Below are 12,718 nucleotides of genomic sequence, written 5' to 3'. Positions count from 1 at the left end.
CCCGGGCGGGATTGTGCGCTTAACTGCCAACCATTCCAACGATCTCATAGGTTTTCTTGAGGATCGGTGCCGTGATCTCGCGCGCTTGGTCCGCGCCGTGAGCGAGGATCTTGTCGATCTCGGTCACGTCATCCATGAGCCGCGCAATTTCGCCCGAGATGGGAGCGAGCTTTTCGACCGCAAGTTCCGCAAGTGCGGGTTTGAACGTACCGAATTGCGCGCCGCCGTGGTCGGCCAGCACTTGGTCCACGGTCATATCTGCAAGGGCCGCGTAGATGTTGACGAGGTTGCGCGCCTCGGGCCGGTCGTCGAGCCCTTTTGCTTCGGACGGAAGCGCATCGGGATCGGTCTTGGCCTTGCGGATCTTCTTGGCGATCGTATCGGCGTCGTCCGTCATGTTGATGCGCGAGGCATCGGAGGAGTCGGATTTCGACATCTTCTTGGACCCGTCGCGTAAGGACATCACGCGGGTGGCCACCCCTTCGATCACCGGTTCTGTGATTGGGAAAAAGTCCACGCCGTAATCGTGGTTGAACTTCGTTGCGATGTCGCGCGTCAACTCAAGGTGCTGTTTCTGGTCGTCGCCTACGGGCACATGCGTCGCGTGGTAGATCAGGATGTCAGCGGCCATGAGTGCCGGATAGGCGAAGAGGCCCAGCGACGAGGCTTCGGCATTTTTGCCAGCCTTGTCCTTGAACTGGGTCATCCTTTGCATCCAACCCATTCGGGCGACGCAGTTGAAGATCCATGCCAGTTGCGCGTGCTCCGGGACCTGGCTTTGATTGATCAGAATGGATTTCTCTGTAGAGATGCCGGATGCGATGAACCCTGCCGCCAGTTCACGCGTATTGTGCCGCAGTGTGGCCGGATCAAGGAATTTGGCCGTGATCGCGTGCAGATCGACCATGCAGTAGATCGTCTCGAACTCTTCGTTTTGCATGGAAACGAAGCGCTTCATTGCGCCAAGGTAGTTGCCCAGCGTCAGACCACCCGAGGGCTGGATGCCCGAGAACACGCGGGGTGTGAATTGGCTGTCTGACATGGGCTTCCCTCTGGGCAAATTTGCGTCGTTGGCTTACCCATGGGGCAAACAAGCGTCAAGCAGGCAGGCCCCATGTCCGATTACCGTGAACCCAGTCCCGTGAACCCGTTGCCCCCAGCGGTATGGTTGCTGTTTGCGGCCATTGCGCTGCCCGAGTTGGCGTTCTCGCTGGGCGAGGCGAATTTGATTGGTGGCCCTGCCGCTGTTGGTTGGCGCTTGCAGGCGCTGAATGACTACGGGTTTTCGGGGGAAGCCTTTGACTACATGGTATCGAATGGCATTCTATTGCCTAAGCATTTGCTGCGCTTTGTGACCTATCCCTTTGTGCATGGCACCCTCACCTCGACCGTATTTGCGTCCGTGATCCTGCTGGCCATGGGCAAGATGGTGGGTGAGGTGATGGGCGGTTGGGCGGTCATTCTGCTGTTTGTGTTGTGTGGGGTGTTCGGGGCTTTGGTCTTTGCGCTGCTAACGGATCAGGCTTGGCTGATTGGCGCATATCCGAGTGTGTACGGGTTGATTGGGGTGTTCACGTTTCTGCTGTGGCAAAAGCTAGCGGCGACGGGTGGGCCGCAATCGCGTGCCTTTACCCTGATTGGCGTACTGATGGGGTTGCAGCTGTTATTCGGGATGTTCTTTCAGGTGGGTTATGCCTGGGTGGGAGAACTGGCCGGGTTTTGTGCAGGCTTTGCATTGACCGCTTTTGTCATGCCGGGGGGCATGGCGCGGGTGTTGGCGACACTGCGCCGCCGCTAGCTGCGCCGGACAGCGCCTTTGATGTCCGACAGCCGCATCGCGCCGATGGCGTGGGCAATGCCGAAATAGCTGCCTGCGCCCATGACGATCAGGCCCAGAAGCGCGATGTACCTGACGCCATCGGTGCCGAGGGCGGGTTTCAGAACCGTTGCCAGCGCGCCGAGGACGACGCCCATGGCGATAGAGGCTGCAATGATCCGGGGCAAACGATGGCGGTAGCGGTCGTCGGTACGCACCACGTCGCCCATGCCGCGCAGACCCCAGTAGAGTAGGCCGAGCATCGCCCAGCCCGCAACGGTGGTGGCGATGGCCGGTGCGATCCAGCCGATGATCGGGGACAGGCCCACGGCAATCACTGCATTGATGACCATGGCGACCAGCGCGTAATGGAAGGGGCGCCGGGTGTCACCGCGCGCGAAATATTGCGGTTGCAGCACCTTTTGCAGCACAAAGGCAGGCAGGCCCAGCCCGTAGATAGCGACGGCAACCGCGATGGCGGCGGCGTCGTCCACCCCGGTCGCCCCACGCTGAAACAGCACAGACACAAGTGGCAGCGGAATGACCATCAATGCCACGGCGCTCGGCACCGTGAGGGCCATGGAAAACTCGGTCGCACGGGAATAGGCGGTGCGGGCTCCATCGGTGTCGTTGGCCTTGAGCCGTCGGGACAGGTCGGGCAGCAGGACGATGCCCACGGCGATGCCCACGACCCCAAGCGGCAGTTGGTAAAGCCGGTCCGCAGCAAAGAGCCAGCTGACCGCGTTGTCGTAATTCGACGCTACAAGCTGACCCACGACAAGGTTGATTTGCATGACACCGGTGGCAAGGGCAGCGGGCACGGCGGTGCGCACCATTTGGGACATATCGGGCGTCCAGCAGGGCAGGCCGGGGCGCAGGGCAAAGCCCGCATTCGCGGCGGCCCCCCATGTGAGCACCAGTTGGGCCACACCCGCCAGCGGGATGGTCCAGACAAGCCACGTGATAGCCTCACCCCCCGTGGCCCAGGCCAGCGCCATGGCGGTGATGACCAGAACATTCAGCAGGACGGGGGCTGCGGCGGCAGCCGCGAAACGGCCCGTCGCATTCAGGATGCCGGAGAACAGCGCCGAGAGTGACATGAAGAAAATGTAGGGAAAGACGATGCGGCCAAAGCCGACTGTCAGGTCGAACCGTTCCTCTCCGAAGCCGCCTGCGGTGGCCCAGACAAGGGCGGGCATGAAGATCATCGCCAGTGCCATGAGCATCAGCGTGACCAGTGCCAACCCGTTCAGGGCGTCGCGTCCGAATTCGGCGGCATCTTCGTCCCCTTCGAGCTTGGAGGAGAACATCGGGACAAAGGCTGCGTTGAACGCCCCTTCGGCAAAGAAGCGGCGGAACATGTTGGGCAAGCGAAAGGCCGCGACAAACGCGTCCATCAGCGGGCCGGGGCCGATCAGCGACAGGATCATGATCTCGCGCACAAAGCCCAAGATACGGCTGAGCAGCGTCCAGACCCCCACGGTCAGAAAGCCGCTGATAAGGCGGATCGGTTTCATTGTGGAACGGGGTAGCGGGTGGGCGCCGCCTGCGCAATGGGGGGAGGGTGCGAGGGCGCGTGGGTGTGGCAGGCGGGTGATGGATGGCTTCGGTGCAAGCGGTGGCGTGCGGACCATGCGGACGCTGGTTCGGTTGGATTTCGCCGCACTCGCCTGTTTTGGTGAGACAGGGTGGGTGTGCTAAAGCAAAGCCCATGCGCCAAGGGAGGGTGGGCGATGACACGCGACTACTTGTCGATCAACCGAGATGTCTGGGATGCTGACGCTGGCAATTGGGTCGATTTTGCAAAAGGGCATTGGTCGCTCGAGTCTCCGAAGTGGGGCACGTGGGGAAACCCCGATGAGGGCCTGAACCTGCTTCCCGCTGACATGAAAGGTATGGACGCGGTGGAATTGGGGTGCGGAACGGGCTACGTTTCCTATTGGATGACCCGGCGTGGCGCGAGGGTTACGGGCATAGATATCTCCGCAGCACAACTGGCCACCGCCCGGCAACTGGCGACAGACCACAAGGCGGCTATCACCTTTATCGAGGGCAATGCCGAAGCGACCGGTTTACCCGATGCGTCGTTTGATTTCGCAGTGTCGGAGTACGGTGCGTCGATCTGGTGTCGGCCTGACAGGTGGTTGCCGGAGGCGTGGCGGTTGCTGCGCCCGGGTGGACGGTTGGTGTTTCTCGGAAACCATCCGCTATCGCTGATCTGCTCGCCTTTTGATGGGTCGCCTGCAGATCGGACGTTGCATCGTCCTTACCGTGATATGTGGGGTGCGGATTGGACGGAGGTTGAGTTTGAGCCGACAGGCGTGTGCTTCAATCTGACGATGTCAGCCTGGATGGACCTGTTCACCGACATCGGTTTCCACGTCACGAAATATCAAGAGCTTTACGCGCCTGAATGGGCGTTAGGCACTCGTGCGGCAATTCCTGCGGACTGGGCGAAAGACTACCCGGTTGAGCATGTTTGGCACTTGGCAAAGCCTGAATGGCGGTTGTAGTCCACCGCGTCGGGCGCGACACCCAAGCCGCATGTCACTGCATGGCAATGGACCGGCGCCTTTGATCAGACGCCGGTCGCTTTGGGTGCTTCACTGGCCTTTATCGGGGGAACGGCATCCAGATTCCGTCGATGAACCGGGGATATCCCTCATCTTTCCCATCGCTCACCTTTGAGAACCGGGAGTAGCGCGTGCCGTGAAAGAGGTAGATTTGGTCGGTGTCCCTGCGCATCAAGGCGGCGTCAACACGCTGGAGCCCGTCCCAAACGGACGCGATGGGCTTCGGGTATTCGTCTTCCATGGCAATCCCGCTGCCGGTCACTTCCATGCGGACGTATTCGTCGCCCTTGAACAGATAGATACGGTCGTTGGACTTGCGCCAGAACGCGGCCGAAATGTCGGATTGAAAATGTGCGGGCAAACCTTTCCAGCGGCTTTTGATCTTCTTCGGGTATCCGGTCTTCATGGTGTTGCTGCCTTTGTCAAAGCGCACATATTCGTTGCCCTTGAAGAAATAGAGCGCCTCGTTGTCCTCGCGCCACAAAGCCGCATCGATCCCCAGCTTGAAGGACAGGGGCAGCCCTGAGAAGCCGTTCGCGATGTAGCGGGGATAGCCTGTGTCCCGACCGTCCTTGATATCCGAGTAGCGGATGTAGTGCGCCCCTCCGAAAAAGTATGTCTGGCCGGTATCGCCTCGGAAGACGGCCGCGTCGATGTTATCCTCGAACGGACCCCAGCCGACGTGCAGCTTGGTATACTCGCACACGTTGGGTTCGTTGGCATCCATGATGCAGGGTACCGGGCTGGGCGTGCAACTCCGGGAATTGGAGTTCTTTGCCCTGAAAAACCGCCCGTAGAGCTCGGAACAGGATGAGGTGGTCTTGTACTCGTCCTTGGCGCCAAAAAGGTGAAGGGTTTCATGCGCCATTGTGCGGAAAAAGGTGCCCGCGAGGCTTGATTTGGACAGGGTGAACCGATGCCCGCCCGCATAAGCAGAGTGCACGGTGGTCCACTTGGTCACAAAGGCAATGATGGCGTTTTGAGCCCCACTTGCGGCCTTCGCGTTCAAGGCAAGCTGCGATGCGCCGTCCAGGCTCCCCTCGACACCAAGCTGTTCCAAAGCAGGGTTGCGCCACAGCGCTTCGGCATCGTTTTTGGACAAGCCGATGGGCACGCCATTCTTGTATTCGTCGTCGACGGTGAATGTGTCCGGGTCGATTTGCAGATATTTTCCGCCGAAGCGCGAATTGCGGAACATGTAGATTTTCGACGTGCTGTCCCGCCAGAACGCGCAATCAATGCCGTTTGCGAACTTGCCAAGATCGCCGCCGCCCCAGTGATCTGCGATGGATTTGGGATATCCGGGCGCCATGTTGCTGCTGCCGTTGGTAAACTTGATGTATTGAGACCCCTTGAACATGTAGATGCTGTTGTTGCCCTTGTGACCAAGGACGGCATCAACACCTTCCGCAAAGTCGGGATCGATGTTTTTCCAGCCGACTGCGATTTGTTTTGGATAGCCGGGGTCGGCCGCGAAGGTTTCGGGATCGACCCGCACATATTCCGAGCCTTTGAACAGATAGATTTTCTGGTTCTTCTCGCGCCAGCACGCGGCATCCACGCCGCTTTCGAATTGTGCGGGCAGGTCCCAATGGTCTTTGATGTCTTTGGGGTAGCCCGGATCAACCCCGTTGGCGAGGCTGGAGATCCGGAAATACTGTGGCCGAGGTGAAGAGCTGTTGGCGTTGACCTTGATGTCAAACCCATAGATGCGCCCGTTCACAGAGTTGGTGAACATGGCAGACACCCCGTCATAGTTGGGCATGCCTTTCCATGGTGCCCCGTCCCAGGGCGTGATGTCGACCGAGGCGTCATGCACTTCGGTGTACCAGGAGATTTTTGCTGATGGACGTTGGGCACTGATCCATTCGGTTGCTTCCTGCCACTGAACCTCGATGTTCTCGCGCTCGGCCTGTGAAATCTTGAAGTCGGGCCCGGGCCCGTCAACGATCACCAGTGCCACGGCAGTCTTGTTCACCAGCCGCTCAGGTTTTTCGAGGGTCGCTGCCGCATTTGCGAGCGCAAAGGCGACATGGTCACTTTCAGGTAGGTCGTCATGCTCATCCTCCCCGGCGCATCCGGGAAAATAAGCCTCCCAAGACATACCTTCGTCGGGCTGGGGGCTGTCAAACTCTTTGAAATCAGGATGCAAGCGCTGCTCAAGTGCGGCGCGCACGCGTCGTTCACTGGCACGGTTTGCACGGATGTGCGGGACGGTCACTTGCCCTGATACGGCACGCACCGCAGGCACATGCACCCGCCGGAACTGATGGGAATACATCCGGAGCGGGCCGGGTGTGTCCATTTGCGGATCGTCCGGTGTCGCGCGATTGGCAATTACATCGATGTCATCTCTGGACTCGTCAGTCATGGTTTTTCTCCAAAAATACTTGATTGGCTCAACAGATGTGCCGGCAAGTGCAGGACGTGTGGCCGTACGAATGGAGACCCCCGGCAGGAAGGATAATGTGTCTCCGGCTGAAAATGAGATGCCGCACAGTCCTGCAGCAAGCGTCGACGTGCCCATGAATTGAGCACAGCTAAACGGTACAGGGTCGCTTCGCAGCAGTCCGTTGTGTCATTGTGGAGTTTGCCCACCCACGTTTGCCACATGCCCACCAGGCGGCGACGTTGCCGGATGGCACAGGCTTGGATATGTTCAGCACTGTAGTTGCTGCCCAAGTCACAACACCTTTGAAGGTCTTGTTTTGGAACCGCTGTATTTCGACAAGGTGGAAAACAAACTCTGCAGAGCCGGCAAGATCGTTCAGATTACGCCGAAAGCCGCCTCTGTCCTGATCTGCCTTCTGGACAGGCCGGGCGAGATCGTCAGCAAGGACCACATCCTTGATCATGTCTGGCACGGCCTGCATGTGACCGAGGATCTGGTGCGCGAGTACATTTTTGATCTGCGCACGGCGATCGGGGATGATGCCAAGGAGCCTGCTTATATTGAAACCGTTCGCGGCAAGGGGTTTCGGCTGATTGGAAAGGTCATCGAGACGGCGTTGGATGGTCCGAATGTGCAAGGTCCAAGAGCCTCGCCTCAGGATCAGACACCCAACCTTGCCGTGCTGCGGCCCATCGTGCACGGAGATTTGCATACTATCGGCGACCGCTTTGCCGAAGCCGTCATCGCGGGCCTTGTGTCGCACAAATACATGGAAATCGTGTCACGCCAGTCATCCTTTGCAGTTGATCCAACCCGCGAGCTGAGCCAAGTCGCTGGGGAATTGAACGCGCAGTATTTTCTGGAAAGCAGCGTGGCCCGTCTCGACAGCCGTACGCAGATTTCAGTCCACCTGATCGACGGGCAATCGGACCACCATGTCTGGGCCGACAGATTTGAGCTTGTCGACGATGGCGAGGTCGAATTGCTGGCGGCCAAGGTCGTAAATGCAATTTCGGGCTGGCAGGGCGAATTGCACCTTGCCGAATACAAGCAAGGGACCCGAAAACCGCCCCAGACCCTCAGCGCATTTGAGCATTTCATCAGGGGCTGCGATCTGGAGCTCAATTTCGACACAGAAAGCGTGAAGCGTTCACTTGCGCATCTGGACCGCTCTCTTGAGCTTGATCCCAATTTCCCGCGCTGCCTCGTGATGAAAGCGATCATGCTTCAGTGGTCCTATGACGTTTATGCGCAAAAGGACCCGTTTATCCTTGAAGAGTCTGCCGCAGCCATGGCGAAGGCTTTCATCCTCAACCCCCGGGATCCTTTGATTTCCGCCCTGATCGCGCTGCAAAGGGCGCGCGAGGGCGATCTGGCGGGCGCTCTGGAAAGCCTCGAACATGCGGTGCAGACCTGTCACGGCGATGCCGACGCCTGCGTTTGTGTCGCCACATCGCTTTGCGTCATATCGGGGGACTTTTCGCGGGCGCGCGACATGTTTGACCTGGCGCTTCGGCTAAATCCGCTGCCGCCCGGATGGTATCGGTTTGTGGAGGCGCGCATCCGCTTTTTCTTTGGGGACTATGCGCGCAGCGTGGCCGCCTCAAGGTCTGGACCACAGCGGGTGTCCGCGATCATTTACAGATGCCTGTCCCATGTGATGCTGGAGGATCACGCCGCTGCCCGCACGGCTTATCATGACCTCCAGACCCGCTATCCCGGGTTTGCCTTCGACTTTTACGCCAACTATTTCCCCATCGTCGCCAAGGAAGCCCGCGCACATTACGACAACGCCGTCGAGCGCCTCTTCCAAAACGCCCTGCAGAACGAGGACGCGACTCCGATCTGAAAAGTCTTCCGCGGATACGATTCAGGTGACGTTCAATAACGCGGCACCTTCCGGGGCGCTTAGAAGACATCGGACTGACCCGGCAAGGTGAAGCAACGGAATGTGACGCTCTGTTTGCCCCGGATTTCCGGTTTGATGACGAACACCGCAGTCTTCGCATTGTCTCGCAAACGCGCCATCCACGCGATTTCCTACCTGCGACCCCTCTTCCACGCCGTGAATCGTTTGCGTTTTACCTTCCTCGCGCGTAACAGATCGCTTTGAGTGTTAGGGCTAACATTTTGCGAGCGAGGGCATCGACAATGGCAGATGGACAAGACTGGTGGCGCGGGTCTGTGACCTATCAGATCTATCCCCGGTCCTTCATGGACGCGGATGGTGACGGGATTGGGGACCTCAAGGGAATCATGGATCGGTTGGACCATGTGGCATCTTTGGGTGTGGATGCGATCTGGCTGTCCCCGGTGTTTCCGTCGCCCATGGCCGACATGGGCTATGACGTGTCCGACTATCTGGACATTGATCCCACATTTGGCACGTTGGCTGAGTTTGATGCGATGGTTGAAAAGGCCCATGATCTGGGCCTGAAGGTCATCATTGATCAGGTCCTGAGCCACGCGTCGGATCAGCATGCGCTGTTCGAAGAAAGCCGCCAAAGTCGGGACAATCCGAAGGCGGATTGGTTCATCTGGGCCGATCCCAAACCCGATGGCACGCCGCCCAACAATTGGTTGTCGATCTTTGGTGGCCCCGCATGGACATGGGATGCGCGCCGCCGTCAGTATTACATGCACAACTTCCTGAAGGAGCAACCCGACTGGAACCTGCACAATCCTGAGGTTCAGGCGTATTTGTTGGATTGTGTGCGGTTTTGGCTGGACCGGGGTGTGGATGGGTTCCGGCTGGACACCGTGAACTTCTATTTCCACGACCATCTGTTGCGCGACAATGCGGCCAACCCGTCGGATTGGGCGCAGCATGCCGTGCGCCCTTTCGAGATGCAGTATACGCTGTTTTCCAAGAACCGGCCCGAGAACATCGCGTTTCTTGAGAAGCTGCGCGCGCTCCTGGACGAATACGACGCCCGCACCATGGTTGGCGAGGTGGGCGACAGCCACCATTCGATCGAGTTGATGGGCGAGTATACCTCCGGTCAACGGCTGCACATGGCCTACAGCTTTGAGATGCTGGGGCCGGATTTCTCGCCCAAGCACTTTCGTGAACGGATCGAGGCGTTTTTCCGGGATGCACCCGATGGATGGCCGTGCTGGGCGTTTTCCAACCATGATGTGCCGCGCCATGTGGGCCGCTGGTTGGAGCATGGCGTGGATCAGGATGCGCTGGCTAAGCAAGCCGCTGCGATGCTGTTGAGCTTTGAGGGCTCGATCTGTCTCTACCAAGGCGAAGAGCTGGGGCAGGTCGATACCGTTCTCAGCTTTGACGAACTGACCGACCCTGAGGGCATCAATTTCTGGCCGGAAAAGAAGGGCCGCGATGGGTGCCGCACGCCAATGGTGTGGGAGGCTGGGTCTGCCAATGGTGGCTTCAGCCAGGCCAACCGGACATGGCTGCCCGTCAAGGCGCCGCAGCAGGCGCGGGCGGTGTCGGAGCAGGGCGAAAACTCGGTTTTGGCGTTTTACCGCGAGATGTTGGCCCTACGCCGGTCGTCGGATGATCTGCGCGCGGGCAAGACGGAATTTCTTGATCTGCCGGAACCCGTGCTAGGGTTCATGCGTGGAGATAACATGATGTGCATCTATAATCTGTCTACCGAGCGTGTGACGGTGGACTTGCCGCATGCGGTGACGTCTGTTCTGGATCAATCCGCTGATGTGGATGGGTCAAGCGTGACGCTGGGCGGCAGTGGCTTCCTGATCGGGCGTTTGAGCTGATGACGGAGACGGTGACCTTGCCCCCCCATATGAGCCGGGCGGACGTAGATGCGTTGCTGGCGGCGCGCCATGATCGCCCCTTTGATGTGCTGGGTGTGCACAAGACGGGCCGGGCCGCGTGGTGCGTGGCTTTGGTGCCGGATGCAGTGAAGCTGGTGGCAACCGTGGGCCGCAAGAAGGTTGAGTTGGAGCGCATTGAGGGGCCATTGTTTGCCGCCAAGGTGCCAAATTCGAAATTTGCGCATTCCCTGACAGCGACGTTTGAGGACGGGGACGAATGGGCCTTTGACGATCCCTATCGCTTTGGGCCTGTCCTGACGGATATGGATCAGTATCTGATTGGCGAAGGCACGCATCGGCAGTTGTGGTCGGCGCTGGGCGCGCATGTGACTGAGGTGGATGGCGTTACGGGCACGCATTTTGCGGTCTGGGCCCCCAACGCGACCCGCGTGTCTGTCGTGGGTAATTTCAACGTCTGGGACGGACGCCGGCATGCGATGCGCCGTGTGGGCGTGACCGGTATTTGGGAGATTTTCCTGCCGGGGCTGGGCGAAGGCGACCTGTATAAATACGAGATTGCGCCGCAGGACGGCGCGCCGTTTTTGAAGGCGGACCCGGTGGGCTTTGGCGCGCAGCATGCGCCCGAGACGTCGTCCGTGGTGCGCGATATTTCCGGCTATGGTTGGGACGATGATGCGTGGATGACATCGCGCGGGGCGGCGCAAAGTCGCGACAAGCCGGTTTCGGTGTACGAGGTGCATCTGGGATCGTGGCGGCACACAAGCGACGGGCGGCGGCTCAGCTACAAGGAGCTTGCGACCGAGCTTGTCGATTATGCCGTCTGGATGGGGTTCACCCATCTGGAGTTTCTGCCCATCAGCGAGTTTCCGTTTGACGGGTCGTGGGGGTATCAGCCGCTAGGGCTTTATGCACCGACCATTCGTTTCGGTCCGCCGCACGAATTTCGCGATCTGGTGGAGGCGGCGCACAAGGCGGGCCTTGGTGTCATCCTGGATTGGGTGCCGGGGCACTTCCCGTCGGATGCGCATGGTTTGGCGCAGTTTGACGGCACCCATCTTTACGAACATGCGGACCCACGCGAAGGGTTTCATCAGGATTGGAACACCCTGATCTACAATTACGGGCGCACGGAAGTGCGCAATTTCCTGACGGCCAACGCGCTTTATTGGTTCAAGGAATACCATATCGACGGGCTGCGCGTGGATGCGGTGGCGTCGATGCTGTACCGAGATTATTCGCGGGACGGCGATGCCTGGGTGCCCAACAAGGATGGCGGGCGCGAAAACTACGAAGCCGTTGATTTCCTGAAGGAAATGAACACTGTTTGCTACGGTGAGGTCGATGGCATCATGACGGTGGCCGAGGAAAGCACCGCCTTTCCCGGTGTGTCGTCACCCGTCGATGCCGGTGGCCTCGGGTTCGGGTACAAGTGGAACATGGGGTGGATGAACGACACCCTGCGGTACATCGAGAAAGACCCCATTCACCGCAAATACGATCATCACCTGATGACGTTCCCCATCGACTATTCATTCTCGGAAAACTTCATCCTGCCGATCAGCCATGACGAGGTGGTGCACGGCAAGGGGTCGATGATCGACAAAATGCCGGGCAATGAGTGGGAGAAGTTTGCGAACCTGCGCGCCTATTACGGGTTCATGTGGGGGCATCCCGGTAAGAAGCTGCTGTTCATGGGCTGCGAGTTTGGGCAGTGGTCCGAGTGGAACCATGATGTGTCGCTGGATTGGGACGCGCTGCATGGCGCACATCAGCGCGGTGTGCAGGCGCTTGTGCGCGATCTGAACCATTTTTATCGCGAAACGCCGGCGTTGCACCGGCGCGATTGTGATCCGTCGGGGTTTCGGTGGATTGCCAATGACCCCGACCAGTCGCTGACCGCTTTCGCCCGCTTCGGTGAGGACGGCGATGCGCCTGTGATTGTGGTTTGCAACTTTACCCCGGTGGAGCGTCAGTGGCGCATAGGTGTGCCGGTTCCGGGCCTTTGGGAGGAGGTTCTGAACAGTGATGCGGCCGCCTATGGCGGTGGCGACCGGGGGAACGGCGGCGCGGTCCAGAGCCAGTCAGGCGAATGGGACGGGTTGCCGGACTTTGTGGATATCAACGTGCCGCCATTGGCGACGGTGATGTTCCGACTGAAACAATAAGGGAGGAAAC

General features: G+C 59.3%; 8 protein-coding genes. 5 read left to right on the top strand and 3 right to left on the bottom strand.

The window, feature by feature from the left end:
• Positions 1–19: 19 nt before the first annotated feature.
• On the bottom strand, positions 20–1,042 hold the full coding sequence (gene trpS, locus Q1A32_RS03995; RefSeq protein ID WP_299649848.1) for a tryptophan--tRNA ligase: 1,023 nt from the start codon (positions 1,040–1,042) through the stop codon (positions 20–22).
• 72 nt (positions 1,043–1,114) lie between these two features.
• On the opposite strand from trpS, the gene Q1A32_RS03990 reads away from it, so the two are divergent.
• Positions 1,115–1,798, top strand: coding sequence for a rhomboid family intramembrane serine protease (locus Q1A32_RS03990; RefSeq protein ID WP_299649846.1), 684 nt, complete (start codon positions 1,115–1,117; stop codon positions 1,796–1,798).
• Here the strand turns inward: Q1A32_RS03990 and murJ are convergent.
• Positions 1,795–3,333, bottom strand: a complete 1,539-nt coding sequence (murJ, locus tag Q1A32_RS03985) for a murein biosynthesis integral membrane protein MurJ (RefSeq protein WP_299649843.1) — start codon at positions 3,331–3,333, stop codon at positions 1,795–1,797. The two genes, Q1A32_RS03990 and murJ, sit on opposite strands and share 4 nt — an antisense overlap.
• 216 nt (positions 3,334–3,549) lie before the next feature.
• Between murJ and Q1A32_RS03980 the strand changes: the two genes are divergently transcribed.
• Positions 3,550–4,329 (top strand): class I SAM-dependent methyltransferase, encoded by a 780-nt coding sequence (locus Q1A32_RS03980; RefSeq protein ID WP_299649840.1) that lies wholly within the window; start codon positions 3,550–3,552, stop codon positions 4,327–4,329.
• Positions 4,330–4,429: 100 nt separating this feature from the next.
• On the opposite strand, the gene Q1A32_RS03975 is transcribed toward Q1A32_RS03980, so the two are convergent.
• Entirely contained in the window at positions 4,430–6,760 is a 2,331-nt protein-coding gene (locus tag Q1A32_RS03975) for a hemopexin repeat-containing protein (protein WP_299649836.1), read from the bottom strand.
• 337 nt (positions 6,761–7,097) lie between these two features.
• On the opposite strand from Q1A32_RS03975, the gene Q1A32_RS03970 reads away from it, so the two are divergent.
• From Q1A32_RS03970 to glgB, 3 genes are all read left to right on the top strand, one after another.
• A complete protein-coding gene (locus Q1A32_RS03970) occupies positions 7,098–8,630 on the top strand; it encodes a winged helix-turn-helix domain-containing tetratricopeptide repeat protein (RefSeq protein ID WP_299649833.1) in 1,533 nt (510 codons plus the stop codon).
• 302 nt (positions 8,631–8,932) lie between these two features.
• On the top strand, positions 8,933–10,522 hold the full coding sequence (locus Q1A32_RS03965) for an alpha-glucosidase (RefSeq protein ID WP_299649830.1): 1,590 nt from the start codon (positions 8,933–8,935) through the stop codon (positions 10,520–10,522).
• Positions 10,522–12,708: a 1,4-alpha-glucan branching protein GlgB gene (gene glgB, locus Q1A32_RS03960; RefSeq protein WP_299649827.1), complete on the top strand. Its 2,187-nt coding sequence runs from the start codon at positions 10,522–10,524 to the stop codon at positions 12,706–12,708. The genes Q1A32_RS03965 and glgB overlap by 1 nt, the downstream gene beginning before the upstream one ends.
• Positions 12,709–12,718 lie beyond the last annotated feature (10 nt).

The organism is uncultured Tateyamaria sp., assembly GCF_947503415.1.
Taxonomy (GTDB): Bacteria; Pseudomonadota; Alphaproteobacteria; order Rhodobacterales; family Rhodobacteraceae; genus Tateyamaria.
The sequence above is the reverse complement of the archived record's forward strand: the minus strand, read 5'-3'. Positions and strand labels throughout refer to the sequence as shown.

Excerpts from the sequence above, each read along its gene's own strand:
- trpS (WP_299649848.1), bottom strand. The coding sequence starts at position 1,042 with ATGTCAGACAGCCAATTCACACCCCGCGTGTTCTCGGGCATCCAGCCC.
- Q1A32_RS03990 (WP_299649846.1), top strand. The coding sequence starts at position 1,115 with ATGTCCGATTACCGTGAACCCAGTCCCGTGAACCCGTTGCCCCCAGCG.
- murJ (WP_299649843.1), bottom strand. The coding sequence starts at position 3,333 with ATGAAACCGATCCGCCTTATCAGCGGCTTTCTGACCGTGGGGGTCTGG.
- Q1A32_RS03980 (WP_299649840.1), top strand. The coding sequence starts at position 3,550 with ATGACACGCGACTACTTGTCGATCAACCGAGATGTCTGGGATGCTGAC.
- Q1A32_RS03975 (WP_299649836.1), bottom strand. The coding sequence starts at position 6,760 with ATGACTGACGAGTCCAGAGATGACATCGATGTAATTGCCAATCGCGCG.
- Q1A32_RS03965 (WP_299649830.1), top strand. The coding sequence starts at position 8,933 with ATGGCAGATGGACAAGACTGGTGGCGCGGGTCTGTGACCTATCAGATC.
- glgB (WP_299649827.1), top strand. The coding sequence starts at position 10,522 with ATGACGGAGACGGTGACCTTGCCCCCCCATATGAGCCGGGCGGACGTA.